25 protein-coding genes are annotated in these 26,042 nt (G+C 70.3%); 8 read left to right on the forward strand and 17 right to left on the reverse strand.

The annotated features are described in order from the left end of the window. Window positions 1–39: 39 nt before the first annotated feature. From RIN46_RS01975 to fbaA, 7 genes are all read right to left on the reverse strand, one after another. Window positions 40–1,083 (reverse strand): hypothetical protein, encoded by a 1,044-nt coding sequence (locus tag RIN46_RS01975; RefSeq protein WP_309081400.1) that lies wholly within the window; start codon window positions 1,081–1,083, stop codon window positions 40–42. A gap of 11 nt (window positions 1,084–1,094) precedes the next feature. Then, on the reverse strand, window positions 1,095–2,483 hold the full coding sequence (locus RIN46_RS01980) for a hypothetical protein (protein WP_309081399.1): 1,389 nt from the start codon (window positions 2,481–2,483) through the stop codon (window positions 1,095–1,097). Then, on the reverse strand, window positions 2,437–3,702 hold the full coding sequence (locus RIN46_RS01985) for a hypothetical protein (protein ID WP_309081398.1): 1,266 nt from the start codon (window positions 3,700–3,702) through the stop codon (window positions 2,437–2,439). The genes RIN46_RS01980 and RIN46_RS01985 overlap by 47 nt, the downstream gene beginning before the upstream one ends. An 8-nt stretch (window positions 3,703–3,710) precedes the next feature. After that, window positions 3,711–4,043, reverse strand: coding sequence for a DUF6507 family protein (locus RIN46_RS01990; protein WP_309081397.1), 333 nt, complete (start codon window positions 4,041–4,043; stop codon window positions 3,711–3,713). 114 nt (window positions 4,044–4,157) lie between these two features. Further along, window positions 4,158–4,592 carry an SRPBCC family protein gene (locus RIN46_RS01995; RefSeq protein WP_309081396.1) on the reverse strand — a complete coding sequence of 145 codons (435 nt, stop codon included), beginning with the start codon at window positions 4,590–4,592 and terminating at the stop codon, window positions 4,158–4,160. A gap of 79 nt (window positions 4,593–4,671) precedes the next feature. After that, on the reverse strand, window positions 4,672–5,088 hold the full coding sequence (locus tag RIN46_RS02000; RefSeq protein ID WP_309081395.1) for a DUF3151 domain-containing protein: 417 nt from the start codon (window positions 5,086–5,088) through the stop codon (window positions 4,672–4,674). A gap of 4 nt (window positions 5,089–5,092) precedes the next feature. Beyond that, window positions 5,093–6,115, reverse strand: coding sequence for a class II fructose-bisphosphate aldolase (gene fbaA, locus RIN46_RS02005; RefSeq protein WP_309081394.1), 1,023 nt, complete (start codon window positions 6,113–6,115; stop codon window positions 5,093–5,095). Between the two features lie 193 nt (window positions 6,116–6,308). On the opposite strand from fbaA, the gene RIN46_RS02010 reads away from it, so the two are divergent. Beyond that, a complete protein-coding gene (locus tag RIN46_RS02010) occupies window positions 6,309–7,493 on the forward strand; it encodes a TerC family protein (RefSeq protein ID WP_309081393.1) in 1,185 nt (394 codons plus the stop codon). On the opposite strand, the gene RIN46_RS02015 is transcribed toward RIN46_RS02010, so the two are convergent. Further along, window positions 7,490–8,092: an RNA methyltransferase gene (locus RIN46_RS02015; protein ID WP_309081480.1), complete on the reverse strand. Its 603-nt coding sequence runs from the start codon at window positions 8,090–8,092 to the stop codon at window positions 7,490–7,492. The two genes, RIN46_RS02010 and RIN46_RS02015, sit on opposite strands and share 4 nt — an antisense overlap. Before the next feature lie 222 nt (window positions 8,093–8,314). Between RIN46_RS02015 and nhaA the strand changes: the two genes are divergently transcribed. After that, window positions 8,315–9,703 carry a Na+/H+ antiporter NhaA gene (gene nhaA / locus RIN46_RS02020; protein ID WP_309081392.1) on the forward strand — a complete coding sequence of 463 codons (1,389 nt, stop codon included), beginning with the start codon at window positions 8,315–8,317 and terminating at the stop codon, window positions 9,701–9,703. A 121-nt stretch (window positions 9,704–9,824) separates the two neighbouring features. Here nhaA and RIN46_RS02025 read toward each other — a convergent pair whose 3' ends face one another. Further along, window positions 9,825–10,235, reverse strand: coding sequence for a hypothetical protein (locus RIN46_RS02025; RefSeq protein WP_309081391.1), 411 nt, complete (start codon window positions 10,233–10,235; stop codon window positions 9,825–9,827). Window positions 10,236–10,347: 112 nt separating this feature from the next. Further along, window positions 10,348–11,865: a SulP family inorganic anion transporter gene (locus RIN46_RS02030; RefSeq protein ID WP_309081390.1), complete on the reverse strand. Its 1,518-nt coding sequence runs from the start codon at window positions 11,863–11,865 to the stop codon at window positions 10,348–10,350. Between the two features lie 216 nt (window positions 11,866–12,081). Here RIN46_RS02030 and RIN46_RS02035 point away from each other — a divergent pair, with 216 nt between their 5' ends. After that, window positions 12,082–12,447, forward strand: coding sequence for a MerR family transcriptional regulator (locus RIN46_RS02035; protein ID WP_309081389.1), 366 nt, complete (start codon window positions 12,082–12,084; stop codon window positions 12,445–12,447). Between the two features lie 28 nt (window positions 12,448–12,475). Here RIN46_RS02035 and xylB read toward each other — a convergent pair whose 3' ends face one another. After that, complete coding sequence (xylB, locus tag RIN46_RS02040; protein WP_309081388.1) at window positions 12,476–13,858, reverse strand: xylulokinase; 1,383 nt, start codon at window positions 13,856–13,858, stop codon at window positions 12,476–12,478. 3 nt (window positions 13,859–13,861) lie between these two features. Further along, complete coding sequence (xylA, locus tag RIN46_RS02045; RefSeq protein WP_309081387.1) at window positions 13,862–15,058, reverse strand: xylose isomerase; 1,197 nt, start codon at window positions 15,056–15,058, stop codon at window positions 13,862–13,864. A 162-nt stretch (window positions 15,059–15,220) separates the two neighbouring features. On the opposite strand from xylA, the gene RIN46_RS02050 reads away from it, so the two are divergent. Continuing rightward, window positions 15,221–16,396 carry an ROK family transcriptional regulator gene (locus RIN46_RS02050; RefSeq protein ID WP_309081386.1) on the forward strand — a complete coding sequence of 392 codons (1,176 nt, stop codon included), beginning with the start codon at window positions 15,221–15,223 and terminating at the stop codon, window positions 16,394–16,396. 67 nt (window positions 16,397–16,463) lie between these two features. Further along, the gene (locus RIN46_RS02055) at window positions 16,464–17,474 is read left to right on the forward strand and encodes a magnesium and cobalt transport protein CorA (RefSeq protein ID WP_309081385.1); all 1,011 of its coding nucleotides are present in this window, start codon (window positions 16,464–16,466) and stop codon (window positions 17,472–17,474) included. Here RIN46_RS02055 and RIN46_RS02060 read toward each other — a convergent pair. Beyond that, the gene (locus tag RIN46_RS02060; protein WP_309081384.1) at window positions 17,471–17,638 is read right to left on the reverse strand and encodes a hypothetical protein; all 168 of its coding nucleotides are present in this window, start codon (window positions 17,636–17,638) and stop codon (window positions 17,471–17,473) included. The two genes, RIN46_RS02055 and RIN46_RS02060, sit on opposite strands and share 4 nt — an antisense overlap. 86 nt (window positions 17,639–17,724) lie before the next feature. Between RIN46_RS02060 and RIN46_RS02065 the strand changes: the two genes are divergently transcribed. Next, window positions 17,725–18,750, forward strand: coding sequence for an EamA family transporter (locus tag RIN46_RS02065; RefSeq protein ID WP_309081383.1), 1,026 nt, complete (start codon window positions 17,725–17,727; stop codon window positions 18,748–18,750). Here RIN46_RS02065 and RIN46_RS02070 read toward each other — a convergent pair. Further along, window positions 18,672–19,370, reverse strand: a complete 699-nt coding sequence (locus RIN46_RS02070) for a GNAT family N-acetyltransferase (protein ID WP_309081382.1) — start codon at window positions 19,368–19,370, stop codon at window positions 18,672–18,674. The two genes, RIN46_RS02065 and RIN46_RS02070, sit on opposite strands and share 79 nt — an antisense overlap. 25 nt (window positions 19,371–19,395) lie before the next feature. Next, window positions 19,396–19,956: an orotate phosphoribosyltransferase gene (gene pyrE / locus RIN46_RS02075; protein ID WP_309081381.1), complete on the reverse strand. Its 561-nt coding sequence runs from the start codon at window positions 19,954–19,956 to the stop codon at window positions 19,396–19,398. 59 nt (window positions 19,957–20,015) lie between these two features. Between pyrE and RIN46_RS02080 the strand changes: the two genes are divergently transcribed. Together RIN46_RS02080 and RIN46_RS02085 are read left to right on the forward strand one after the other, a co-directional pair. After that, a complete protein-coding gene (locus tag RIN46_RS02080) occupies window positions 20,016–20,474 on the forward strand; it encodes a MarR family winged helix-turn-helix transcriptional regulator (RefSeq protein ID WP_309081380.1) in 459 nt (152 codons plus the stop codon). Beyond that, window positions 20,475–22,106: a stealth family protein gene (locus RIN46_RS02085; protein ID WP_309081379.1), complete on the forward strand. Its 1,632-nt coding sequence runs from the start codon at window positions 20,475–20,477 to the stop codon at window positions 22,104–22,106. It abuts the gene before it with no gap. 115 nt (window positions 22,107–22,221) lie between these two features. Here RIN46_RS02085 and RIN46_RS02090 read toward each other — a convergent pair whose 3' ends face one another. Both RIN46_RS02090 and RIN46_RS02095 read right to left on the reverse strand, forming a co-directional pair. Then, window positions 22,222–24,735, reverse strand: coding sequence for a DUF222 domain-containing protein (locus RIN46_RS02090; protein ID WP_309081378.1), 2,514 nt, complete (start codon window positions 24,733–24,735; stop codon window positions 22,222–22,224). Between the two features lie 146 nt (window positions 24,736–24,881). Then, on the reverse strand, window positions 24,882–25,859 hold the full coding sequence (locus tag RIN46_RS02095; protein ID WP_309081377.1) for a phosphodiesterase: 978 nt from the start codon (window positions 25,857–25,859) through the stop codon (window positions 24,882–24,884). Window positions 25,860–26,042: the final 183 nt, after the last annotated feature.

Genomic DNA, 26,042 nt, shown 5'->3' on the forward strand with positions numbered 1-26,042 from the left:
TCCGCCGCCCCATCCTATGCGCGCGGGTCCGCGTCCGGCTCAGCTCGACCGGCGGGCCGCACCGGGTGCCAGAGCCTCCAACCACGACCGCTCCAGCGTGGCAACCTCTATCGTGCGTCCATCCACGGTGAAGGTGCCATCCGGCTGCCGCTCGATCGTCCCCCACAGCTTGCCGTCGACGAAGGCACGCCAGACCGCGCCCGGAGCCTCGGTGTCCCGGAGGAAGTCACCCGCCCAGCGGCCGGCCGATGCCGGATCGATGAAGTCCAGCCGGTAGGGCGTGTTCACCTTCCTGCGGGTTCCGTGCGTGGCCATCAGGCGCAGCCGCTGCTGGACGGAACGCTCGTCCGTCAGCGCGCGTTGATCTCCCGGCCACCAGTCCTCCTGCCAGAGGACGACGCCGTTGATCTCGTCAGCGCGCAGGATGAAGTCGCGGTACTCGTCGGCGGGGCCGCCGGCGATCGGGCGGGAGACGGCGACGTACAGGTTCGCTGCCGCACGGCGCAGTGGCATCGCCGCGCCGTGGACCTCGGGCACCGCCCGACCGTCTCCGTCGAGCATCCCCAGGTCCCGGAGGGCCTCCGACTCGACGGACTGTGCGAAGCGCTTCCAGCCGTGCCCCATCCAGTTCCGATACAACCAGTCGACGGCGGCCGGCCCGAGGAGGGGGCCCCGACTGTCGGCGAGAGCCGTTCCTGCGCATGCGGCCGACCACTCCGGAAGTGGTGCCGACGTCCCGTCAGCGGTGGTCACGTCCGCGATGCCCTCACCCTCACGGACCCAGCCCGGCCTCAGCGCTCGCGGCAGATGGCCGTAGCCGAACCAGACTCCCGCCGCGAAGAGGAGGAGAGCCACGAACCCCAGGCCGCTGAGGGCCCACTGCAGTGCCGGTGCCATCGAATCGCGACCCTCGTGACTGACGGCCCCGGTGACGAGGGAGACGCACCCCCACAGGAGCACCGCGGCACCCACGAACAGCATCCCCGAACCGAAGTAGGGGAAGACGAGGTTCCAGGGACGCCAGACGCCGCGGTAGTTCAGGTAGCCGAGGCCGGCGAACGCCGCGCCCAGGACCAGCATCACTGCACCGAAGACTACGATGGTGCTCCCTCCTCGGCTGGGAGACGATCAACCGCCGCTTCGAAGAGCCGACGAAGCTCCTGCCAAACGCTGAACGATGGAGCCGGTGCGAGCCGGACGCGGGAGTAGTCGTCGATGTCCTCGATGGCGAAGTGGCCTGCTTCTCCCGCGTTGATGAATCGGAGGCCGCGCTCGAGCTCGGGGATACCGACGGTCCACTCGACCCACGGCCGTCCCCAGAAGCGTTCGAATCCGCGGGGGCACGGCATGCCATCGGTTCCGGTCGGGCCCCCGGAACGAAGCGTGCCGTAGAGGGGCTCCGCATCCACGACGACTGGCGCGCCCAGCGTCCAGGCCGGCGCAAGCCCGACCCACTGAGCGACTGCCCCGATGCACGTGGAGAGACCCATGAGCTCATGCGGTCTGGTCTCGGGGTCGGGCACCGCACCTTCGAGGAGGTCGTGGTACGACGGACCGGTCAGCGCCGTCGCCATGTTCTGGCCGGCGAAAAGGTCGAACTGGCTAAGCCGCTCACCGAAACGCAACGTCGTCTGGGCATAGAACCTCCGGTTCCTGAAGCCGTCGGCCACCCGATGGCCCAGCGGGGTCCACCGTGCCCGGCCGTCCATGAGGCCGAGGCCGGCGAGCTGCTCGACCTCTCGACCGAACGCGCCAGCCTCCAATCGCCCCAGAGGGCCCTCACGGGTGGCGGTGGTGGCCAGGAAGTCAAAGCTCGCCCTCGGCAGTACCGGCCCCTGAAAAGGCCACCTGTTGGCCCACTGGAGCTTGCGCAGGCGTTCGAGCGGCTGCCCCCACGCCTCCATCGCGTCATCGTCCACCTTTGGCTCTCTGCCAGGGAGTTCGGCGACCGTCCCGGCGGAGGGCTGATGTTCGTCGACCTGCATCTCGGACACCATCGATCGCATGAGCGGCTCCATGCGATCGGAATCGGAGACCGCATACGTGGCCGTGGCCTCCACGGTGCTGGCTCCAGCGGGGACGAGCCAGCGCTGGGAGGCGATCTGCTCCAGATCGCTGCGGTAGAGGACCAGGTGCATTCTGCCCAGACCGGTCGCGGTCTCCCAGACATCGTCAGAGATGAAGCGCGGCTCATGGAGCAGCTCGCGGTCCGCCGCCAACGCCACCGTGGAGAGCCACGCCATGCTCGTTCCCTCCGACCGCGGGAGGACCTTCAGCACGAGGCTCGGCCGGAAAGTGCCCGCGTCCTCGGGGTGGACGAAGACAGCGCCGAGACCCGTCCGCGCCGACTCCCAAGCATCGGGGACGGGAAGCCGTGCGGGCCCCACCTCGTGCCAGGTGCAGTCCTGGGTCTGCTGTGTCGACATGACGTTCACCTTAGTCCCACAACGAATTCCAGCCATCGGAGATCGCTCCTCCGACATCGGAGACAACTTCCCCGACTTCGCCGACGACCTCCTTGACCGGTTCCGGCGTGATCGTCTCGTACACGTTCTCCACGACATCAGCGGCGGCATCGGCCAGTCCGAGCGCTTCGGCGCCGTAAGCCAGCACACCTCCGACCGCCAGTCCGATCACGCCTCCGGCCAGAGTGCCGACGCCCGGAATGGGAATGGCCGTGCCGATGGCCATTCCCATCATGCCGGCGCCGGCGATGACGGCGACCTTGGTGCCTCCACGCACCAGGCCCGCCTGTCCCGCCTCGTTCTCGAGCTCGTCCTCGGACAGGTCGGGACGCGTGCGCAGAAGCTCGTTGTAGCGCTCCTCGTACTCGCTGTTGATCGTGATGACCCCGCCGGCCACATTGACGATCCAGCCACCGGCGCGCATCGCCGTCGGCATCTTCAGGTTCTGCCTCTGGGCCTCGACCGGGTCGACGATGCTCCATGGATTCTGGTGCCGCACCACGTAGCGCTCGGGCGCCGGCAGTGTCACCCCCGGTTTCATGTAGGCGGCGTACTTGACCTGACCGTTGGCGCTCACGATCTTCTTAGTCGTGTAGTAGTCGCGTGGATCGTAGGCCGGCGTCCTGTAGCCGTAGACCGGCACCTTTCGGCTCGGGTCGATCCGGACGAACGCCGTGGAGTTCCCCGCGACCGTCAGAGCGGCCGTGCCCCAGGGGCCGGCGATGGCCCCGCCCTGATCGAGAACCTTGTCGTAGATGCCGTTGAGCGTGTTGGCGCACGCCTTCTCGGCGTTCTCGTAGTTGGTCTGAGTGCCGTCCACGAGTCCCTGCAGCCAACGCTGGGTTCCTTCAGCCTCCGCCACGGCCGTCGCGTCCGTCTCGTCGAGGTTCGCGACCTCGCCGCGGAAGTAGGCGATCTGCCCCAGGATGTTCTCCACGATCCCCAGTTCCGCGTCGATGGCGTCAGCGAAGGTCTTCAGCGCCGTCTCCGCCTTCTCGCCTCCGTCGGCGACGAATCCCCCATGGCGTTTGATCTCGACGAATGATTCCTTGAACTGAGTGGACGACGAATAGTCGTCGATCTCGATGAAGGACTGCAGCGATCCCCAGGTGGTGCTGCAGGCGTCGACGTCCGCCTCGACGTTTCCGGCCTTCTTGCTCAGGTCGCTGGCAGCCGTCCGGATCGTCTCGGGGTCGGCCCAGCTCTCGTAGCAGCTGGTATCAACTTCATAGGCCATGGTCGTCGCTACCGCTCGTGGAAATCGGGGGTCTTCTGGATCGTGCTGTACGCGTCATCGGCCATCTGCTGGTCCGATTGGATGATGGCGCGGCGGATCTGTGCCGCGCCGTCCCGTGCGTTCGTCCCGCGCTGCCAGGCCGCTTCGCTGTTGGCCCCGACGACCTCGTCGTGGAGGCTGGTGAGAGCCTCGGAGATCTTCGAACTCTTGACCGCTGTCTTGGCGTCTTCGACCGAAGTCTTGAGCTCGGTCTTGGAGGTCTCGACCTCCCCGAGGTTCTCGCCCAGCGTATTCAGGACACCGAGGTAGCCGGATCTCAGCGTGTACCCCTCCAGCGCCACCGCTCACTCCTCCTGCACGACCGACCAATTCTGAATCGAGTATTACGCATCGGGGTACGCCGCGCGATGGGGAGAAGTCCCCACGCGGAGAGGGCCGGTCCGCTGGAGGTCCGGCTACGGGGCCTTCTCGGCGTAGGCGCGGAACGCCTCGAGCTGGCCGGACTCGGCCTCGGCCAGGGCCGCCCGCAGCTCGTCGGCACCGTCCGTGACGGCGTCGTTCAGACGGATGCCGACCCGCAGGCGCAGCCGGGTCCGGTCCGCCTCGGCGACCAGCAGGTAGCCGTACTCGACGCGCACGTCCGCGCCGTCGGAGCCGGTGGCCAGCGTCAGCGCGCTGCCCCGCTCGACCGTCGCCACGGTCAGCTCCCGTTCATGCTCCGCGGACACGTAGCGCAGCACCTGCCCGGGCACCGCCGGGCCGACGGCGAGCATCGAGTCGACGCCGGGCATCCACAGGGGTGCCGACGTCCAGTCGGTCAGCAGATCCCAGACCCGCCACTGCGGGAGGTGGATGAGTGCCTCGTCCTCGAGCGCGGTGATGGCCTGCATGAAAGACATCCTCCCCCTTCCGCGCTGGTCGCGGAAGGGGGAGGATGCGCTTCGCCGGCAGGGCGCGAAGGTTCGAGCGCTATCCCTCGATGGCCGCTCGGGCGGCCGGGTCGGAGTCGTCGAGGAAGCGGTTAATCCGCTCCACCTCGTCCGTCTCCCCGATCGACTCGGCCGCCCGGCCGAGCGCGTAGAGCGCGCGGAGGAAGCCCCGGTTCGGCGCATGGGTCCAGGGCACCGGGCCCTGGCCGCGCCATCCCGACTTCCGCAGCGCGTCCAGTCCGCGGTGGTAGCCCACCCGGGCGTACGCGTACGACTCGACGTGCCGGCCGGCGCCGTACGCCTCGTCCGCGAGGACGGCCCACGCCAGGGACGACGTCGGATGGCTCGCCGCGACCTGCGCGGCCGGCTCGCCGGCGGCGAGCGGGGACTCGACGTCGGACTCCTCGGGCAGCAGCGTCTCGGGGATGCCGAGCAGGTTCTTGCCGATCTCGCTCATGCGGCTACTTGATCGACTTCCCGGCCGAGCCGAGCTGGCGGGCGGCTTCGACGACGCGGGCGGCCATCGACTCCTCGGCCTTGGCGCCCCAGACGCGGGGGTCGTAGGTCTTCTTGTTGCCGACCTCGCCGTCGACCTTCAGGACGCCGTCGTAGTTGGCGAACATGTGACCGGCCACCGGGCGCGTGAACGCGTACTGGGTGTCCGTGTCGATGTTCATCTTGATGACGCCGTAGGAGACGGCGTCGGCGATCTCCTGCTCCGAGGAGCCCGAGCCGCCGTGGAAGACGAGGTCGAACGGGTTGTCCCGGCCGAGCTTGGCGCCGACCTCGGCCTGGATCTGCTTCAGGATCTCCGGGCGCAGCTTCACACCGCCCGGCTTGTAGACGCCGTGCACGTTGCCGAAGGTCAGCGCGGTGATGTAGCGGCCGTTCTCGCCGGCGCCGAGCGCGTCGATCGTCGCCAGCGCGTCCTCGACGGTGGTGTAGAGCTTCTCGTTGATCTCGTTCTCGACGCCGTCCTCCTCGCCGCCGACCGTGCCGATCTCGACCTCGAGGATCTGCTTCGCCGCCGCGGAGCGGGGCAGCAGCTCGGCGGCGATGCGGAGGTTCTCCTCCAGCGTCTCGGCGGAGCCGTCCCACATGTGGGAGTTGAAGATCGGGTCGCGGCCGGCCTTGACCTCGGCCTCGGAGGCCTCGAGCAGCGGCAGGACGAAGTCGTCCAGCTTGTCCTTGGGGCAGTGGTCCGTGTGCAGCGCGATGTTCACGCCGTAGGACTTCGCGACCTCGCGGGCGAATGCGGCGAAGCCGAGCGAGCCCGTCACCATGTTCTTGACGGAGGCCCCGGACCAGTAGGCGGCGCCGCCGGTGGAGACCTGGATGATGCCGTCCGACTCCGCCTCGGCGAAGCCGCGGATCGCGGCGTTGAGGGTCTGCGAGCTCGTGACGTTCACGGCGGGGAAGGCGTATCCGCCTGTCTTGGCCGCGTCGATCATGGCGTTGTACTTGTCCGGGGTAGCGATCGGCATTCCGTCTCCTGACGTTGTGCGAGATATATGGTCTGGACAACACTGTCTGGACCATCCTAGGCCAGCAGTGGCCTCCGTTACCGTCCGTTTGACGGCCGTCGTCGTATTCTTACCGGGTCCGCACCGGACGCATCACCGCACGCTTCACCGCACCGCCGCACCCGACGCCGCGTCCCCAGTGAAAGGGCTCCTGATGACCGTTCCCGGCTGGCTCTGGGCCGCCACCATCGTCTTCATCGTCCTGCTCGTCGCCTACGACTTCTTCTTCCACGTCCGCAAGGCCCACACGCCCACCCTCAAGGAGGCGTCGGTCTGGTCGGCGCTGTACGTGGGCATCGCGGTGGTCTTCGGCCTGGGTCTCTGGCTCTTCGGCGGGCACCAGGCCGGCGGCGAGTACTTCGCCGGCTACATCACGGAGAAGGCCCTCTCCGTGGACAACCTCTTCGTCTTCCTGGTCATCATCTCCAGCTTCCGCGTCCCGCGGGAGGACCAGCAGAAGGTGCTGCTGTTCGGCATCGTGTTCGCGCTGATCGCCCGCACCGGCTTCATCTTCCTGGGTGCCCAGCTGATCAACAGCTTCGCGTGGATGTTCTACCTCTTCGGCCTGATCTTGCTGCTCACCGCGGGCAACATGCTGAAGAAGGACGACCACTCGGATGACGCGGACAACGTCATCATCCGCCTCGCCAGGCGCTTCCTGCCCACCACGGACAAGTACGACGGCGACCGCCTCTTCACGGTGCAGAACGGCCAGCGCGTGCTCACGCCGATGCTGCTGGTCATGGTGGCCATCGGCGGGACCGACATCCTCTTCGCGCTGGACTCGATCCCGGCCATCTACGGCCTGACGCAGAACGTCTACATCGTCTTCACGGCCACGGCCTTCTCGCTGCTCGGGCTGCGCCAGCTCTACTTCCTGCTGGACGGGCTGCTGGATCGCCTCATCTACCTCTCCTACGGGTTGGCCGCGATCCTCGGCTTCATCGGCGTGAAGCTGATCCTGCACGCGCTGCATGAGAACAACGTGCCGTTCATCAACGAGGGCCAGTCCGTCCCCGTCGTGGAGGTCTCCACGGAGCTCTCCCTCGGCGTCATCATCGGGGTGCTGGTGCTGACGGTGCTCATGTCCCTGTTCTCCAAGGCCGGCAAGGCCAACACCGCGGTCTCCAACGCCCGGCGCCACGCGCAGAACTACCTCAACCCGGACTACACCTCCGACGAGTTCGAGCGCGAGCGCGTCTTCCGCGAGCTGCTGGAGGAGGAGCAGCAGATCCACGGGATGGAGAAGAAGTACCGCGACCGCGTCAAGGACATCGACGAGATCCGGGCCCGGGTCCGCGAGGCCCACGAGCTCCACGACCGGATCACCAAGTTCTAGGGCCGCTGCCCGAAGACGTGCCGCCGGATCCAGGCGTGCATGGCGATCGCCGCCGCCGAGCCGGCGTTGATGGAGCGCGTGGAGCCGAACTGCTCGATCGACAGCGTCGCCTCGGCCGCGGCCCGCATCTCCGGGCTCAGGCCGGGGCCCTCCTGCCCCAGGACGAGCACGCAGTAGCGCGGGAGCTCGTAGGTCTCCAGCTGCTGGGAGTCCGGGAAGAGGTCGACGCCGAGCACGGCGAGGCCCTCGCCCTCGGCCCAGGCGGCGAACTCCTCCACCGTGGCATGGTGGCGGATGTGCTGGTACCGGTCGGTCACCATGGCCCCGCGCCGGTTCCAGCGCCTCCGCCCGACGATGTGGACCTCCTTCGCCAGGAACGCATTCGCGGTGCGGACCACGGTGCCGATGTTGAAGTCGTGCTGCCAGTTCTCGATGGCGACGTGGAAGTCGTGCCGCTTGGTGTCCAGGTCGGCGACGATCGCCTCGTGGCGCCAGTACCGGTAGTGATCCAGGACGTTGCGCCGGTCGCCCCCGCGCAGCAGCTCGGGGTCCCAGTGCCCGCCTTCGGGCCACGGCCCCTCCCAGGGTCCGACGCCGATCTCCGGCCCCGCCGTCGTCTCCCCCGCAGCGCCCGTCGGATCGGGGCGCTCCGCCGGTCCGTCCGCCGTCTGTTCCGCCCCGTCCGCCGGGTCCTCCGTGTGAGTCACCGCCCCAGCATATTTCAGCCGCCGTGACCCCGGTCCCCTAGACTGGGGCGCGGTGAGCCGGGAAGTCTGGTCGGCAGTGACGTATTCGAACGACCCCGAAGGATTGACGTTTATATGGCCAACAAGCCAGGTCCCGAGACCACTGACGGCCCCCCGGGGGCCGCGCCCCAGGAGCAGACCCGCCCCCTGATCGGCTGGGGCTCCTACTCCGAGTCCCGGCGCATCGGCGAGATCCTCCGCAAGGAGACCGTCGGCGGCATGATGCTCGTCGCCGCCGCCGCCATCGCCATCATCTGGGCGAACACTCCCGCGGCGGACGCCTACTTCGCGCTGCGCGACTTCCACTTCGCCGTCGGACCGGAGTCCTGGCATCTGGACCTCAGCCTCGGCCACTGGGCCTCGGACGGCCTGCTCGCCATCTTCTTCTTCCTCGTCGGCCTGGAGCTGAAGAAGGAGATCGTCGCCGGCGACCTCCGCACGCCGAGCAAGGCGATGGTCCCCGTCATGGCGGCCGTCGGCGGCGTGGTCATCCCGGCCGGCATCTACGCCCTGATCAACATGGGCAGCCCGACCGCGCTGCACGGCTGGGCGATCCCCACCGCCACGGACATCGCGTTCGCGGTGGCGGTGCTGGCGATCATCGGGTCGCACCTGCCCTCGCCGCTGCGCATCTTCCTGCTGACGCTGGCCGTGGTGGACGACCTCATCGCCATCCTCATCATCGCCGTGTTCTACACGGACGAGATCAACTTCCTGCCGCTGGCGCTCTTCGTGCTGCCGGTGCTGGTCTACGCGGTGCTCACGCAGAAGTTCCGGCACTTCTTCGGGACGCGCCACTGGGCGCCCTGGGTGATCCTGCTGCCGCTCGGCCTGGTGGCCTGGGCGTTCCTGCACGCCTCCGGCATCCACGCGACGATCGCGGGCGTGGTGCTCGGCTTCGTGGTGCCGGTGATCATCAGCAAGGAGGGCCAGGCGAAGGGCGCCAAGCACGGCCTGGCCGAGGACCTGGAGCACCACCTCCGCCCGCTCTCCAGCGGCGTCGCGGTGCCGATCTTCGCCTTCTTCTCCGCGGGCGTGGCCATCGGTGGCGCCGAGGGCTTCGCCTCGGCCCTCACGGACCCGGTCACCATCGGCGTGGTCGCCGGACTCGTGCTCGGCAAGCCGATCGGCATCCTGCTGACCACGTGGTGCATGGCCAAGTTCACCCGCGCGCAGCTGGACGCCTCCATCCGGTGGATCGACCTGTTCGGCGTGGGACTGCTGGCCGGCATCGGCTTCACCGTCTCCCTGCTGGTCGCCGAGCTCAGCTTCGGCATCGAGAGCGAGCACAACGACCACGCCAAGGTCGCCATCCTCTCGGCCTCCATCCTGGCGGCCCTCCTGGCGGCCGCGATCCTCGGGGTCCGCAACCGCCACTACAAGCGGATCGAGGAGGAGGCCTCCGTCGACGCCAACGCCGACGGCATCCCGGACGTCTACGAGGACGACTCGAACAAGCGCTGACCCGGCCGGGCCCGACGGCACCGCCCGAGCGACGAGGAGGAGCGCACCCGCAGGGGGTGCGCTCCTCCTTCCGTCCCTGCTCGGCGTCCCGGCGGGTGCTCGGCCTCCCTACTCGGCCTCCCTACTCGGCGGGGCCGAAGCCGATCTCCGCGTACGTGGCGGCGTCGTCCTCGCCGCCCACGAGCGCGTAGAGCACCTCGGCTCCCTCGCCGTGCGCGTTCTCGGCCAGCCGGGCCACGATCGCGGCCACGTGCGCGGTGGCCACCTCGCCGTCGTCCTGCGCCGGGAGCACGGGCGCCAGGACGGCGAAGCCGTCCCCGTACGCCACCCGACCGCGCGCCACGGGCTGGTCGAAGTGCGTCAGCTCGACGACGTCGTACTCGTCCAGCGGCGCCTCGAACAACGCGTACTCGTCCGGCAGTGCATCGATCGCCTCGACGTCCAGCGGGTCGGCGCTCAGCAGGACCGCCTCCTCCGGACGCTCGGCCTCGAGGACGGGCCAGACGGACTCCCAGTCGTGTGCTGCGCTCATGCCAGCAGGCTACACCCGGGCCCGCGCGGCGTGGAGGGCCGGTCCGGGGGCCACCCGGGGGCAGCTCAGCGGCGGGTGCAGCAGCGGGCTCAGCGGCCCGTCCGGCGGCGGCTCAGTGGCCACCGGCGAGCTTGCCGGCCAGGCGCTCGTGCATCTCCGAGCTGGCCTGGTTGAGGCCCACGACCTCGGCGGTCTTGCCGTACTTGGCGTACTTCTCCTGGATGCTGTCCAGAGCGGCGATGGTCGACGCGTCCCAGAGGTGGGATGCGTGCATGTCGATGACCACGCGGTCCGGGTCCAGCGCGTACTGGAACTGGTAGTAGAGGTCGTTGGAGGAGGCGAAGAACAGCTCCCCGTCCACCACGTAGGTCGCCACGGCGTCGTCCCCCTCGCCGGCGACGGACCGCTCCACGGTGACGAAGTGCGCCACCCGCCGGGCGAAGAGCACCATGGCCGTCAGCACGCCGGCCGCGACGCCGATGGCCAGGTTGTGGGTCCAGACGGTCGCGACCACGGTCACGAGCATGACGGCGGTCTCAGACTTGGGCATGCGGCGCAGCGTGGCGGGCTGGATGGAGTGCCAGTCGAACGTCGCGATGGACACGAAGATCATGACGGCGACTAGGGCGGCCATGGGGATGATCGCCACCACGTCGCCCAGGGCCACCACGAGGATGAGCAGGAAGACGCCGGCGAGGAACGTGGAGATGCGGGTGCGGGCCCCGGAGGCCTTCACATTGATCATGGTCTGGCCGATCATCGCGCAGCCGCCCATGCCGCCGAAGAACCCGGTGACGAGGTTGGCGACGCCCTGGCCCCACGACTCGCGCGTCTTGTTGGAGTGGGTGTCCGTGATGTCGTCCACGAGCTTGGCGGTCATGAGGGACTCGAGCAGGCCGACGAACGCCATGGCCAGCGAGAACGGGAAGATGATCTGGAGGGTCTCGAGGGTGAAGGGGACGTCCGGGAGGAACAGGGACGGCAGCGACTCGGGCAGGTCGCCCTTGTCGCCGACGGTGGGCACGGTGAGGGAGGCGGTGACGGTGATGACCGTCAGCAGGACGATCGCGACCAGCGGCGCGGGCACCACGCGCGTGAGGCGCGGCAGGCCGAAGACGATCAGCAGGCCGAGCGCCGTCAGCGGGTAGACGAGCCACGGGACGCCCAGCAGCTCCGGGACCTGCGACATGAAGATGAGGATGGCCAGCGCGTTGACGAAGCCCACCATGACGGAGCGCGGGATGAAGCGCATGAGCTTGGCGACGCCGACGAGGGCGAGCACCACCTGGAGGACGCCCGCGAGGATGACGGCCGCGATGAAGTGATCGATGCCGTGACTGGCGACCAGGGGCGCGATGACGAGGGCGATGGCGCCGGTCGCGGCGGAGATCATGGCGGGGCGGCCGCCGACGACGGCGATGGTGACGGCCATCGTGAAGGAGGCGAAGAGGCCGAGGCGCGGGTCGACGCCGGCGATGATCGAGAACGCGATCGCCTCCGGGATCAGGGCCAGTGCGACGACGAGGCCGGCCAGGACCTCGGTCTTCAGCAGGCGGGGCGAGCGGAGCGTGCGCAGGGTCGACTGGCGCTGCTCCGGGGTCGGGGCCGCGGGCGCGGAGGTGGTGGACATGCCGGCCTTTCCGCCCTGCGCTCGGCGGCCGCCGGAGGACGGCCGGCCGCGACGAGGCAGGGGAGGTTCGTGGGAGTCGGTTCGTAGAATGGAGCCTGCGTCGGGGGCTTCGGGCACCGGGGTGCCGCCGGCAGGCACGATCCAGACTACCCTAACGTTACGTAAGGGTTGAAGGACTGTGACCGACGCAACCAGTGAACACGACCGAGGAGAGACATGCAGATTGGCGAGCTCGCCGAGGCCGTGGGCCTGTCCCTGCGCACCATCCGCCACTACGACGACGTCGGACTGCTCCCGGCGTCGCGCACCGAGGGCGGCTACCGCGTCTACACGGACGAGGATCTGCGGCGGATGCTCGCGATCCGCACCTTGAAGCCGCTGGGGTTCAGCCTGGAGGAGATGCGCGGGATCCTCGACACGATCGACGCGGTGCGCGCGGACCCGGACGACGCCGCCGCCCGCGAGCGGCTGCGGGCCTTCACCGGGGAGATCGCCGCGAAGCGCCAGCGGCTGGCGGTCGACCTCGAGCGCGCCACAGGCCTGGTCGGCCAGCTGCGCGACCTCGCCGGCGAGAGCGACTGAGACCGGAGCACGCCGGGCCGGCCGGGGCCTACCAGCTCTCGGTGGCCTCGCGCAGGCGCCGGTACTGCTCCATGACCTGGGGGGTGGGCTCGGCCGTGTGGACCTCCGCGCCCTGGACCTCCCAGGCGGGCTGCTCCCCGGTGAGGACCCAGGCAGCCTGGCGTGCGGCACCCAGGGCCACGTACTCGCGTTCGGCCGGGACCACGACGTCGCGCCCCAGGATCGCCGGGGCCAGCTCGCGCACGGCCCTGGACTTGGCGCCGCCGCCGATGAGGAAGATGCGTTCGGCACTCGTTCCGGTCGTCGCCTCGAGGTGCTCGACCGCGTCGGCGAGCGAGCAGAGCAGCCCCTCGACGCAGGCCCGAGCGATGTCGGCCTGCGTGGTGGCGGACGTGATGCCGGTCAGGGTCCCGGTCGCGGCGGGGCGGTTCGGGGTCCGCTCACCGTCCAGGTACGGCAGCAGCGTGGTCCCGTGCGCGCCGGGTACTGACTCGAGCGCCAGTTCGGCCAGCCGGCCGTGGTCCACGCCGAGCATCCGGGCACCGAAGTCGAGGATCCGGGCCGCATTCAGCGTGCAGGCCAGGGGGAGGAACCGGCCGGTCGCGTCCGCGAAGCCGCTGACCAGGCCGCTGGCGTCCGTGGTCGGGACGGGCGAGACCATGGCGGCGACGCCGGAGGTGCCGATCGAGAGGGAGACGTCCCCGGGACCGAGCCCCAGTCCGAGGGCCGCGGCGGCATTGTCGCCCGCGCCCGGCGCGATGCTCGCACCCCAGGCGGTCTCCCCCACGACGGCGTCGGGCGCCGCGACCTCCGGGAGCTCGATCGCGTGCCCCAGCGCCTGCTCGGCGAGTTCCGGGACCCAGGCGTTCTTCACCGTGGAGAAGTAGCCGGTGCCCGAGGCGTCGCTGCGGTCCGTGGTGAAGCGGCCCTTGTCCGCGTTGAGATGCCAGGTCAGGTAGTCGTGCGGCAGGAGCACGCGCTTGATGCGCGCGGCGTGGCCCGGCTCGTGGTCCCGCACCCAGCGCAGCTTGGTGGACGTGATGGAGGGGACCAGGACGCTGCCGGTCGCCTCGGCCGCGGCGGCCGGGCCGCCGAGCTCGGTGATGAGTTCCTCCGCGGCCCGGGCCGAGCGGGTGTCGTTCCACAGCAGCGCGTCCCGCACCACGTCGTCGTGCTCGTCCAGCGCGACCATTCCGTGCTGCTGGCCGCCGACGGCGACGGCGGAGGCGCGTTCGAGCAGGCCCGCCCCGGCGGACTCGAGCGCGTCGATCCAGGCCCGGGGGTCCACCTCGGTGCCGTCGGGGTGCGGCGCCCGCCCCTGGTCGACGACCTCGCCGGTCTCGGCGTCGACCAGCAGGACCTTGGTGGACTGAGTTGAGGAGTCGATCCCGGCGACGAGCGTGCGGCCCATGGGTCAGTCCTTTCCGAAGCCCAGCAGGTGGCGCATGGCCAGCTGGTGGAGGCGGACGAATCCGTAGTTGCGGTCGGCGGCGCGCTGGACGTCGAACTCCTCGTAGGCGGAGCGGTCGGCGAGCAGGTCCTCGAGCGACTCGCCGGGCGCGATGGTCGGCTGCGCCAGCTCGTTGACGCCGGCCGCCTCCAGGGCCTCCTGCACCTCCGGGTCGGCGCGGAAGGCCTTGGCCCGCTCGGCGAGCATCAGGTACATCTCCATGTTCGCCGCCGCGGAGTCCCACTGGCCCTTGGTGTACTCGGTGCGGGACGGCTTGAAGTCGAAGTGGCGGGCCCCCTCGAAGGCACCCGGCTTGGACGGGAAGCCGTTCTCCAGCAGGTCCACGGTGAAGAACGCGTTGATCAGGTCGCCGTGGCCGAACACCAGGTCCTGGTCGTACATCGGGCCGTGCTGGCCGTTGAGGTCGATGTGGAACAGCTTGCCGGACCACAGCGCCTGCGCGAGGCCGTGGTTGTAGTTCAGGGTGGCCATCTGCTCGTGGCCGGTCTCCGGGTTCACGCCGACGATGTCGCCGTGCTCCAGCCGCTCGATGAAGGCGAGGGCGTGGCCGATGGTCGGCAGGAAGATGTTGCCGCGCGGCTCGTTCGGCTTCGGCTCCAGGCCGATGCGCAGGTCGTAGCCCTTGGACTTGATGTAGCCGGCGACCGTGTCGATGCCCTCGGCGTAGCGCTCGTGGGCGACCAGCAGGTCCTTCGACGAGTCGTACTCGGAGCCCTCGCGGCCGCCCCACATGACGAAGGTCTTGGCGCCGAGCTCCGCGGCCAGGTCCACATTCTCCAGGACCTTGCGCAGGCCGTAGCGGCGCACGCCGCGGTCGTTGGAGGTGAACGCCCCGTCCTTGAAGATCGGGTGCGCGAAGGTGTCCGTGGTGACCATCTCGACGACCAGGCCGGTCTCGTCGATGGCGCCCTTGAGGCGGGACAGGATCGCGTCGCGCTCCGAGGCCGAGGCGCCGAACGGGATCACGTCGTTGTCGTGGAACGTGAAGCCCCAGGCGCCGAGCTCCTTGAGGTGGTGCAGGGAGTCGACCGGGTCGATCGCCGGGCGAGTGGCGAGGCCGAACTGGTCGCGCGCCTCCCAGCCCGTGGTCCAGAGCCCGAAGGCGAACTTGTGATCAGGCGTAGGGGTGGGGACAGACATGGCGAGCCCTTCCGAGCGTGGATAGTTATGAATAATTACTTAGTATGATCATCCGAGGCCCTCAACGCAATACCCGATGCCGGAGGGCCCGTGGCACCGAGCGGCTCCGACCCCGGACCGTCCGCGCCGACCGATTGGAACCGCCCGAAGGAGGGCCCGCCCGTGCAACTGGCCAATGTTCGCGAGCACAACCTCGCGACCCTCCTCGGCGTCCTCGCCGCGGCGGAGACGCCGCTCTCCCGGGCGGAACTCGCGCAGGCGACGTCCCTGACCAAGCCGACCGTCTCGCGTCTCGTCGAGGACCTCCTCTCCGCCGGCCTGCTCACCGAGAACACGCCGGCGCGGACCGGCGCAGGCGGCCGCCCGGGCACGCCGGTCGCACTGGCGGCGGCGTCCGTCGTGGGCCTCGGCGCGCTCGTGAGCGCCGACCACGTCGCGGTCGACCTCGTCGACCTGCGCCGTCAGGTCGTGGCGACGGCCTCGGTGCCGGTGACGCACCCGCCGACGCCGCGCGACGCCGTCGTCCTCCTCTCCGACCTGACCCGCGAGCTGCTCACGGCGCACCCGCACGACGCCGTCGCCGGGCTGGTCGTGTCCGTCCCCGGGCGTCTGAGCCCGGACGGGCAGCGGGTGCGCTCGGCGCCGAACCTTGGGTGGGACGACGCGGCGCTGGGCGACCTGCTGCGAGCCGCGCCCGGGCTTGCCGGGATCGACGTGACGCTGGAGAACGATGCGCGGCTCGCCGCGGAGACCGAGGTCGTGGCGCGCAGCCGCGAGGGCGCGCGCGACTTCGTCCTGGTCTACGGGGAGACGGGCATCGGCGGCGCCGTGGTCAGCGGCGGCGAGGTCCTGCGGGGCCGGCACGGCTGGGCCGGCGAGATCGGCCACCTGTGCCTGGATGCCGAGGGACCGGAGTGCCGCTGCGGGCGGCGCGGCTGCCTGGAGGCCTACGCGAGCCACTGGGCCCTGGCCCGCGAGTCCGGGCATGCCGGCGGGATCGCCGACTTCTTCGAGTCGCTCGCCGGGGCCGAGCGGCACGACGTCGCGGAGCGCGTCGGGACGCGGCTCGGCCTGGCGCTCTCCCAGGTCCTGAACATCGTGGATCTGCCGCTGGTGGTGCTCGGCGGCTACTTCCGGGAGCTCGCCGCGGAGATCACCCCGTTCGTGGCGGCCGAGCTGGAGGCCCGCGCGCTCGCCGCCGAGGCCGGGGATCTCCGGGTCGAGACGGCGGCGGGGCTCGCCGAGCCGTCGCTCCGCGGCGCCGGACTCCGGGCCATCCAGCCGGTGTTCGACGACCCGGCGGCATGGGTCCGGCACTCGGCGACCCGCGGCGGGTAGCCGCCGCGGACGGCCGCTTCCGGCATGGCCGCGCGTCCGCTCGGCGTCCGGGTCCTAGGCTGGAACCATGCCGATCGTCGACAGCGCCATCTACGTCAGGGGCGAGCGCATCGCCTCGCCCGAGGACTTCGACTCCACGGTGGAGCACCTGCGGGAGCACCAGGGGACCTGCTGGCTGGGCATGTACCGGCCGACGGTCGAGGAGATCGGGGCGGCCGCCCGGGAGTTCGGGTTGCACGAGCTCGCGGTCGAGGACACCCTCGAAGCGCATCAACGGGCCAAGATGGACTCGTACGGCGACCACACGCTGCTCGTGCTGCGGCCGGCGCGCTACCTCGACGACGTCGAGAAGGTCGAGTTCGGCGAGCTGCACGTCTACACCGGCCCGGACTTCGTCATCACCGTCCGGCGCGCCGAGGCGCCCGACCTGACCGGCGTCCGGCGTCGCATGGAGGACAACCCGCACCTGCTCGCCATGGGGACGGTGGCGATCCAGTACGCGATCCTCGACCACGTGGTCGACGAGTACGAGCCCGTGGCCGACGGGCTCGAGAACGACATCGAGGAGATCGAGGTCGATCTGTTCGGCGGCAATTTCGGCGTCTCGCGCAGGATCTACGAGTTGTACCGGGAGGTCTCCGAGTTCCAGAAGGCCGTCTCCCCGCTCACGGGCGTGGTCGACGGGCTGCGCGGCCGGATCGCCGCCGGCTCGGACGACGACGGCGCCGCACCGCTCGAGTTGGACCGCTACCTCGCGGACGTCCAGGACCACGTCGACCGACTGTACGAGCGGATCGTGACCATGCGCAGCCTGCTGACGAACGCGCTCTCACTCTCCTCGACGCTCAGCTCGCAGGCCGCGGCGCAGGCGGGCGTGGAGCAGAACGAGCAGATGAAGAAGATCTCGGCCTGGGCGGCCATCATCTTCGCACCCAGCCTCGTCGGCGCGATCTACGGGATGAACTTCGAGTACATGCCCGAGCTGGACTGGCGGTTCGGCTACTACGGGGCGCTCGGGCTGATGGCGGCCGTCGCCGTGGGGCTCTGGGCGGTCTTCCGCCACAACAAGTGGCTCTAGCCGCCGCGGGCGATCCGCCGCTCGTGCTCGTTGACGTCGATCAGGGCCTTGCGGATGGCGGAGCGCAGGACGGCGTGGAGGATCCACGCGGCCACGGCGATCAGGACCGCCGCGACGACGACGTACACGACCAGGCCGAGGGCGAAGGCTTCGATACCGAACATGCGCTGAACACTAGGTCCGGGTCCCGTCGCCCACAAGGACGCGGTCGAGCGGGGGACGCGCCGCCCCTCGTACACTGGGCGATCGGATGAACAACGGACGCCTGGCGGGACTCGCCGCCATCACCGTCACGTCGCTGCTCTGGGGAACGACGGGCACGGCGGCGACCTTCGCGCCCGCCGTCGGACCACTCGCCATCGGCGCGGCCGCGCTCGGCGTCGGAGGCCTGCTCCAGGCGGCCATCGCCCTGCCCGCCCTGCGCGCCGCGCAGTCGCTCCTCGTGCGGCAGCGGCGGACCGTGGTCCTCGGCGCGGTGGCCGTGGCCGTCTACCCCTTGGCGTTCTACAGCTCGATGCATCTGGCCGGCGTGGCCATCGGATCGGTCGTCTCTCTCGCGTCCGCTCCCCTGGCCTCGGGCCTGCTCGAGCTCTTCCTGGACCGTCGGCCGTTGAGCCGCTGGTGGGCCGTCGCCGCGGCCCTGGGGGTCGTCGGCAGCGTGCTGCTGTGCGCCTCCCGGATCGACGCGCCGCTCGGCTCGGCCGCCGAGTCAACGGCTCGGACCCTGGCGGGCATCCTCCTCGGCCTCGTCGCCGGACTCGCCTACGCCGCCTATTCATGGGCCGTGCACCGGTTGATGGACCGGGGCATCGGACGCGCCGCGTCGATGGGGGCGGTCTTCGGCGCGGGAGGCGCCCTGCTGATGCCGGTGCTGCTGTTGACGGGTGCACCGATCCTCGCCACCGGCGGTTCCGTCCTGGTGGCGGCCTACATGGCCCTGGTGCCGATGTTCCTCGGCTACCTGCTGTTCGGCTTCGGGCTGACCCGGGTCGCGCCCAGCACCGCCACCACCGTCACCCTGACCGAGCCGGCGGTCGCGACCCTTCTGGCCGTGGTGGTGGTCGGCGAGGAGCTCGCACCCCTCGGATGGGCGGGACTGCTCTGCATCAGCCTCGTCCTGGTGGTCCTCGCCGTCGCCCCGGCGACTGCGGGGCCGGAGACACCGCGCAGGACGAGGCGTCCGGGCGGGGTGCGAGGTCAGGACAACGGGGCCGTTTCGGCGCCCCGGGCACGAACCGGTGCGGCGGCGGAGCGGACGAACACGTCCACCCCGTAGGGCCCCTCGGCGCGCAGGACGGGCTCGAACCCCAGCCTCCGCACGGTGGCGGCACTGGCCTGGTTGGACGGCTGGATCCGTGCCACCAGGTCAGCCGGCGGGAGACCGGCCCGCTGCAGGCCCGCCTCGACCCAGTCGACGACGGCCGCGACCATGGGGCGCGCCAGGCGGCGGCCCCAATAGTCGGGGTCCAGCCAGTATCCGATCTCGATCGCGTCCTCGACCGTGGCGTCCCCGCTCCCGCGGCCGGGGCCCACCGCGGTGCCCCGCTCGGACGGTCCGGCCAGCCCGCTCCTGGGGGTCGTCCTGGAGTACGCTGCCCCGAACTTCGCGACGCAGAGTCCGATCCGTTCGGGCTGCGGCTCCTCGCGTGCCTCGCCGGCCTTGCGGGTGGACGAGTCTGCTGCCGCGGGGTCGGGGAGGCCGTCGCACCAGACGATGCCCCAGCGTTCCCGTCCGGGCTCGCCCCAGGCGCCCGGGTTCAGCGCCTGCCGGGCACGCTCGGCGACGCGGTGGTCGGGCCAGGGCCGCCCGTCGCCGACGTACCGCACGACCCGCGGGTCGCGTGCGAGGCCGGCGAGGAGCTCGACGTCGTCGTCCGTGAACGCACGGATCCGCACCGAGGGCTCCATGGGGACGCTGGCGTCAGAGACCGAGCTCGTCGAGGCCGAAGGCGAACAGGTACGGCACGCCGGCCTCGGCCTCGATGCGCTCCTTGGCCCCGGTGTCGCGGTCCACGATCACGGCAACGGCCTTCACGTTGCCGCCGGCGTTGCGCACACCCTCGACGGCGGTCAGCGCGGAACCGCCGGTCGTGGAGGTGTCCTCGAGGACCACGACGTCGCGCCCTTCCACGCCGGGACCCTCGACCTGGCGGCCCATGCCGTAGGACTTCTGCGCCTTGCGCACCACGAAGGCGTCGACCGCGCGGTCCTGAGCCGCGGCCGCGTGCATGAGCGCGGTGCCGACGGGGTCGGCGCCCATGGTGAGTCCGCCGGCGGTCTCGAACTCCACGCCGGCGTCGTCCAGGAGCTGGAGCATGACCTCGCCGACCAGGCGCGAGGCCTCGTGGTGCAGGGTCACCCGGCGGAGGTCGATGTAGTAGTCCGCCTCCTTGCCGGAGGACAGGGTTACCTTGCCGCGGACCACGGCCAGTTCTTTGATGAGTTCGAGCAGGCGGGCGCGGGCGTCGGCGTGGGAAGTCATGACGACGATTCTAGTAGCTCGCCCCTTGCCCCGCGCTGTCCCGGGTCTAGGCTGGGGATATGGAACCTCATGATGAACGCAAGCCCCTGGGCTACTGGCTCAAGCTGGTCGACTCGCTCATCAACGAGCAGTTCGCCGTCTCGTTGGATGAGCACGGGATCACCCGTCTGCAGTGGCAGCTACTGAACTCGCTGGCCCAGGAGCCGGCGACGCTGCGGCAGCTCTCCCACCGGCTGGCCCCCTTCCTGGCGCCGACGCCCGACGACGAACCGGACACCATCGCAGAGCACCTCGCCGAGCTCGTGGACTCGGGGTGGGTGACGGACGAGGCCGGCTCGCTCATCCTCACGGACCAGGGGCGCCTCGGCTGGGAGAAGCTGGACGAGACGGTCGCAGGGATGCGCGAGTCGTCCGGCGCGGGCATCCCCCGCGAGGACTACGTCACGACGGTGCGGACCCTGCACCGGATGGCGGTCAATCTGGGCTGGAACGATTCCACGGCAGAAGGAGACAACTAGGTGGCAGAACAGAACACGGGCCTCGAGGCAGTCACACCGGAGATCTACTACGCGTCCCCCGAACCGGAGACGACGACCAGTGAATTCCAGGAGATCACCAGCGCGGAGGCCCGCGCACGGTTCAGCCATCGTGACGATGTCATCCGCCACAAGGGCCGCTATGCCCTGATCAACAAGAGCGTCACGCCGCATGAGGCGATGGTGAACGATCTGCTCTTCATCCGCGATGCTCTCGACGAGGCGGGGATCGACTATCTGCTGGTGCGCGGCAACGACGCCCGCCCCGTCATCGCCGCCAAGTGGCAGGACCGCAAGCGCCTGCGCGCCACCCTCGTCAACGCCTGCCGGGACGAGCCGTTCTACTCCCTGGCGGTCGACGCCGGCGGCGCCTCCGCCTTGCTGGTGGCGGACGGCCAGCTCAGCGCGAGCAGCAAGGCGCGCATGTTCCGGCTGTACCGGCCGCGCGTGGACCCCGACGGCGGCCTCGCCTACGGCCGCGGCACGGGTGTCCAGATCGAGCTCTGGAAGTGGGACGACGACGGCACCATCAAGCTTCCCGTCGAGAACTCGCTGACCCGCCGGACCATCCCGGCGGACGAGGCCGTGCGCGGCACCGTGCAGCGGTTCGGCCGCATGTGGCCGACGATCGAGAACATGTTCGCGGACCACGCGACCGACATCGACTTCTCGGTCGACATGGTGTTCTCGTGGGTCGACGGCAACGATCCCGAGTTCCAGCGGTACCGCGCCTCCTTCCAGGAGAACGTCGTCGTCGGCGAGGGGGACGACGCCGAGGCGCGCTTCCGCCAGATCAACGAACTGAAGTATGCGCTCCGGTCGTTGCACATGTTCGCGCCCTGGATCCGCCACATCTACCTCTGCACGGACTCGCCGGTCCCGGAGTGGCTGGACGCCGAGCACCCGAAGATCACGATCGTCCGCGCGGAGGACCACTTCCGCGACCCGACCGTCCTGCCGACATTCAACTCGCAGGCCATCGAGTCCCAGCTGCAGCACATCGAGGGGCTCTCGGAGCACTTCCTGTACTCCAACGACGACATGTTCTTCGGCCGGCCGCTGGGTCCGGACATGTTCTTCTCCCCCGGCGGCGTCACCAAGTTCATCGAGGCGGAGACCCGGATCGGCCTGGGCAGCAATCACATCGACCGTTCCGGCTTCGAGAACGCGGCCCGCGTGAACCGCCGCCTCCTGAAGGACCGGTTCGGGCGCATCACGACGCGCCACCTGGAGCACACGGCCGCGCCGCTGCGTCGCAGCATCCTCTTCGAGATGGAGGAGGTCTTCTCGGCCGAGTTCGCGTCCACGGCGGCCAGCCGGTTCCGGGCGAAGGACAACATCTCGGTCACCAACTCGCTGTACCACTACTACGCGCTGCTCACCGGCCGGGCGGTCACGCAGACCGGCGCCAAGGTGAAGTACATCGACACCACCATGTACTCCGGTCTGGACAAGCTCGCCAAGCTAGTGCGGAAGCGCAATCAGGACTTCTTCTGCCTGAACGACGGCTCCTTCCCCGAGGTACCGGCCAAGGAGCGGCAGGAAGTGGTGACGGACTTCCTCGAGAAGTACTTCCCCATCCCCGCGCCGTGGGAGAAGCCGACGGACGCCTGAGTCCTAGAGTCTCCCCGGAGCTCCGCGCTTGTCTCCGTGATCTGCAGCCGGCTGCCTCCCGTGTGCGGTTCCCCCGAATTGCGGTCTCGACTGACGTTGGACGCGAGACCCCCGGTCAGAAGGGTGCGGGTTCGAGGTAGTTGACGAGGTCGCGCATGAGGGCGGCGGTGAGGTGCTCGAGGTGGCCCTCCTCGCTCAGTCCTGCGAGGTCGGTCCGGTTATTGGCGGTCTCGATGGCCTCGAAGATCGCGGTGCTGCCGGCGGGTGCCCAGAGGGGCAGCGGGGTGCCGGTGCCCGGCTCGATGATCAGGTCGCTGGCGTCCCAGTCGATTCCGAGGTCGTCGAGATTGGCCGGGTCTGGCGTGCGCTGATGGTCGGGGGTCCAGGGGCGCGGCGAGGCCTTGACCCAAGCGGCGATCCTGGCAGGGACCGGGAACCGCGTGGCGGGAGCAGTGCCGGTCCGAGGCGGCGTAGCGGCGACCTCGGCGGTGGATCCGGCGTCGGCGCGAGCCGGCGTGCTCGGGACTGCTGTGGGTCCGGCGTCCCCGGTGCGCGCGGCCTCCGCGACGGTTCCGGCGCCAGCGTGGGTCCCGACTAGGGAGCGCACCGGGGCCTGGCGTGCTGGGGTCTGGCGTGCTGGGGCCTGATCCTCGACCGCTTCGGCTGCTTCGACCGCCCCGTCGAGTTGGGCGGGTTCGGTCGGGGTAGGTCCGTTGGTGGCCCAGGCGGCGTCGGGGTAGGTGGTCGTGGCGGTGCCGAGGTGGGTGGTGACGGTCAGGGTGCCGGAGGGCGTCATCTCGCAGGTGATCAGGCCCCAGGACTTCAGCCGGTGGCAGCGCTTGCAGAGGGAGACGAGGTTCTCCATGCGGGTCGTGCCGCCGTGCTGCCACTCGAGGATGTGGTCCGGTTCGCAGGCGGTGGCCCGGCGCCCGCAGCCGGGGACTCGGCAGGTGCGGTCCCGCAGGGCCAGGGCGCGGCGGAGGGCGGCTGGGGGCCGGTAGGCCTCCGGGTCGAAGGCCCGGATCGCCCCGGTCCACGGATCGGTCACGATCCGCGTCCACGTCGGCGCTGCTCCGATGATCCTCCGCAGCGAGTCTGGATCTACCGGGCCGAGCCGCTCGACCTCCGCGACCGGCACGGGCCGCCCACCCGGGCCGGGAGGATCCGTAGCGGTCGGCGAATCGGCAGCGGGAGCCCGATCCGCGGCGGCTTCTCGATCCGACGCGGGAGCCGGAGGCGGCGGGGCCGCCGCCGGCGCCGAGGCCGGCGACCCTTCGGGCGGGGCCGCCCCTTCGGCGGTGTCAGGATCGGCGGTTGCCGCGGCTGCGCCGCTGCCCACACCCCTGCTGCCATCCGTGCTTCCGTCGGTGCCGAGAGTGGGAAAGAGCCCGGCCGGGACCGTTACGACGACGGACGGGACGATGTTCTCCAGCCCGGATCCGGCGGGCCCCGCCAGGAGCAGGTCCACGAATGCGTCCGCCATCAGCTGCGATAGCGTCCGCTGCTCCGGCTCCTCAGTGGCCTCGCTGGCCTCCGATGCGTCACTCGCCCCCGATGCGGCACTGGCCGACGAGGACGCCCCGGCCGCGCCGGAGCCCTCGGCGTCCGGGCCCGACGCAGCTGTGACCGAGGCAGCTGGGTCCGGGGTGTCGGGTCCCGGCGTGTGGTCCTGGCGGTGGAGGCGGGCGTAGTCCTCGATCCGGCGCATGATCGCCTCTCCGGCGAGGGTCGGCAGGTAGGCGGAGAGATAGCACATGCCGTCGTCCTCGGCGTAGAGCTCGACACGCCGGCCCTTGCGGGCGCTGCTGTGCCGGGCCGCGAACGGTTCGCCGAGCTCACGCTCCAGGCGCCGCTTCCCGAAGCCCTCGACCTGCCCCGGCGTCTTGCCCGTGGACCGCTCGAGCACGTCCGTGCAGAAGGCCTGGCGCCGCTGCCGCTGGACCCGATCGGCCTCGGCCACCTGCCGGGCCCGCTCCTCGAGGGCGGCCGGGTCCCTCGAGGGCGCCGCCGGGACCTCGGCCGCCGGGATCCGGGACGCCAGATCCACCATGTTTCGGGCGTGCAGGGCACCGAGACGGCCCGCGGCGAGGGCCTCGAACGGCTCGGGCAGATCCCTGCACAGCAGACGGGCCCGCTCCACGTCCCGGGCCGCCCCGTACCGGGAGACGCCACGGACCTGCGCAATCTCTTGTGCCAAGGCCTCGTCCGGGGCTCGCTCCACGAGCCTGCCCTTGCCCAGCGAGGCCGCCATCCCCTCCGATGAACGGCCCAACTCGGACAGATCCGCGATCGCCCGGAGCATCACGGCCTCGCCGAACCGCTTTAGCGACTCCGAGAACGCCAACAGCTGCTCCGGCGCGAACCGGCCCGCCAACGCGGCCACCGCCTCGGCGCCCGCGAGCGGACCCCGCTCCCCCGCTGACGCGGCCGCGCCAGGAGCCATGGCCGATGAATCGGTAGGATCCAGACACGCAGGACCGCCGGGATGCTCCGGCATGGGAACCCCGGCGTGGGCGGCGGTGCGCGCGCCCTCCGACGCACCGGAATCCGCGGGCACTGCCGCGGCACCGTCGCCGACGGTGACGACGAACTCCCCGATGCCCAGCGCGAGCGGATCCGAAACTGCCATAGTCCCAGTTTAGAAGAACTGTTCGCTACGGTCCATACTTGTTCGAATATGCGTTCCAATCATCGACGGGGACGCGTCACGACCCCCTCACCTGACACGTCGAGCCATACATGCGCTCGCCGTGTCAGGGCTCGGCACTCAGGCACTCAGGCGCTCGCGTGTTGCTCCGAGGCCCGGTCTAACGCACGGCGACCGACGCTCGTCGCCTCCGCACCGCCGTCGTACTCGATGCCGTGCTGCTGCAGGCGCTCCTGGACCTCGGTCGGCGTCAGCACGTCGCCGAAGCTCTCCCCGCCGGCCGCCGGGACGACCGAGTGGACGACGGTCTCCGGGAAGACGTGGACGAGGTTGTAGGCCTGGGCGGAGTCACGGCCGCGCGTGCCGCGGATGCCGGTCGCGGGGTCGACGGCGGCCGCGAGGTCCTGCGTGTAGCAGGTGGCCGACGCGACGGAGACGGGGATTCCGGCGAAGGTGGCGCTGGTGGAGTAGTGGAGATGTCCACCCAGGATGGCGCGCACGTCGGTGCCCTGGAGTACCTCCGCAAGCGCCGCCTGACCGCGGAGCTCCACGAGGATCGCGAGCGGCTGAACCGACGGGACCGGCGGATGGTGCAGCGCGAGGATGGTCCCCTCCGGCGCGGGCGAGGACAGCTCCGCGGCGAGCCAGTCCAGCTGCTCCGGTGCCACCTCGCCGTGGTGCACCCCGGGGACCGTGGTGTCCAGCACGATGACGCGCAGCCCGCCGAGCCAGTGGACGGCGTCGACCGGTGCGAAGCTCGGCTCCTCGTCCAGGAGGCCCTGCCGGAGCGCGGCGCGGTCGTCGTGATTGCCCATGGCCCAGATGACGCTGGCGCCCATGCGCTCCGCCGCCGGCTCGACGATGGCGCGCAGCTTGGCGTAGGCCTCCGGCGCGCCCTTGTCGGCCAGGTCGCCGGTGAAGATCAGCGCCTCCGGACGGCACCCCGAGGCCGCCAGATCCGCGAAGACCAACTGGAGCCTCGCCTCCGCGTCGATGGTCCCCCCGAGTGCCACCTCCTCCGCCGTGAGGTGGGTGTCGCTGATGTGGAGCAGGAAGTGCTCGGGACGAGGGTGTTCGGGGATGTGTGCCGACCGTCGAGTGGTCATGTGCAGTCAATCCTTCAAGGATCGCTCAGTGGCCGGTGTGGCCGCTTACCTTCTTTACAACACGCGGGGCCGCGCGATGCTTCCCTCCCCATCCAAGCAACTGAGATCGACGGGTCAAGTGTTTCCGCGTGAATCTGAGGTTTTGTTTTGGTGACGTCTAGCCAGCACCGACCCGCCCGCCGG

Origin of the sequence: Zhihengliuella sp., from assembly GCF_031178195.1 — a bacterium.
In the GTDB taxonomy this organism is placed as follows: Bacteria; Actinomycetota; Actinomycetes; order Actinomycetales; family Micrococcaceae; genus Zhihengliuella.

Excerpts from the sequence above, each read along its gene's own strand:
- RIN46_RS01980 (WP_309081399.1), bottom strand. The coding sequence starts at position 2,483 with ATGTCGGAGGAGCGATCTCCGATGGCTGGAATTCGTTGTGGGACTAAG.
- RIN46_RS01985 (WP_309081398.1), bottom strand. The coding sequence starts at position 3,702 with ATGGCCTATGAAGTTGATACCAGCTGCTACGAGAGCTGGGCCGACCCC.
- RIN46_RS01995 (WP_309081396.1), bottom strand. The coding sequence starts at position 4,592 with ATGCAGGCCATCACCGCGCTCGAGGACGAGGCACTCATCCACCTCCCG.
- RIN46_RS02000 (WP_309081395.1), bottom strand. The coding sequence starts at position 5,088 with ATGAGCGAGATCGGCAAGAACCTGCTCGGCATCCCCGAGACGCTGCTG.
- fbaA (WP_309081394.1), bottom strand. The coding sequence starts at position 6,115 with ATGCCGATCGCTACCCCGGACAAGTACAACGCCATGATCGACGCGGCC.
- RIN46_RS02010 (WP_309081393.1), top strand. The coding sequence starts at position 6,309 with ATGACCGTTCCCGGCTGGCTCTGGGCCGCCACCATCGTCTTCATCGTC.
- nhaA (WP_309081392.1), top strand. The coding sequence starts at position 8,315 with ATGGCCAACAAGCCAGGTCCCGAGACCACTGACGGCCCCCCGGGGGCC.
- RIN46_RS02025 (WP_309081391.1), bottom strand. The coding sequence starts at position 10,235 with ATGAGCGCAGCACACGACTGGGAGTCCGTCTGGCCCGTCCTCGAGGCC.
- RIN46_RS02030 (WP_309081390.1), bottom strand. The coding sequence starts at position 11,865 with ATGTCCACCACCTCCGCGCCCGCGGCCCCGACCCCGGAGCAGCGCCAG.
- RIN46_RS02035 (WP_309081389.1), top strand. The coding sequence starts at position 12,082 with ATGCAGATTGGCGAGCTCGCCGAGGCCGTGGGCCTGTCCCTGCGCACC.
- xylB (WP_309081388.1), bottom strand. The coding sequence starts at position 13,858 with ATGGGCCGCACGCTCGTCGCCGGGATCGACTCCTCAACTCAGTCCACC.
- xylA (WP_309081387.1), bottom strand. The coding sequence starts at position 15,058 with ATGTCTGTCCCCACCCCTACGCCTGATCACAAGTTCGCCTTCGGGCTC.
- RIN46_RS02055 (WP_309081385.1), top strand. The coding sequence starts at position 16,464 with ATGCCGATCGTCGACAGCGCCATCTACGTCAGGGGCGAGCGCATCGCC.
- RIN46_RS02060 (WP_309081384.1), bottom strand. The coding sequence starts at position 17,638 with ATGTTCGGTATCGAAGCCTTCGCCCTCGGCCTGGTCGTGTACGTCGTC.
- RIN46_RS02065 (WP_309081383.1), top strand. The coding sequence starts at position 17,725 with ATGAACAACGGACGCCTGGCGGGACTCGCCGCCATCACCGTCACGTCG.
- pyrE (WP_309081381.1), bottom strand. The coding sequence starts at position 19,956 with ATGACTTCCCACGCCGACGCCCGCGCCCGCCTGCTCGAACTCATCAAA.
- RIN46_RS02080 (WP_309081380.1), top strand. The coding sequence starts at position 20,016 with ATGGAACCTCATGATGAACGCAAGCCCCTGGGCTACTGGCTCAAGCTG.
- RIN46_RS02090 (WP_309081378.1), bottom strand. The coding sequence starts at position 24,735 with ATGGCAGTTTCGGATCCGCTCGCGCTGGGCATCGGGGAGTTCGTCGTC.
- RIN46_RS02095 (WP_309081377.1), bottom strand. The coding sequence starts at position 25,859 with ATGACCACTCGACGGTCGGCACACATCCCCGAACACCCTCGTCCCGAG.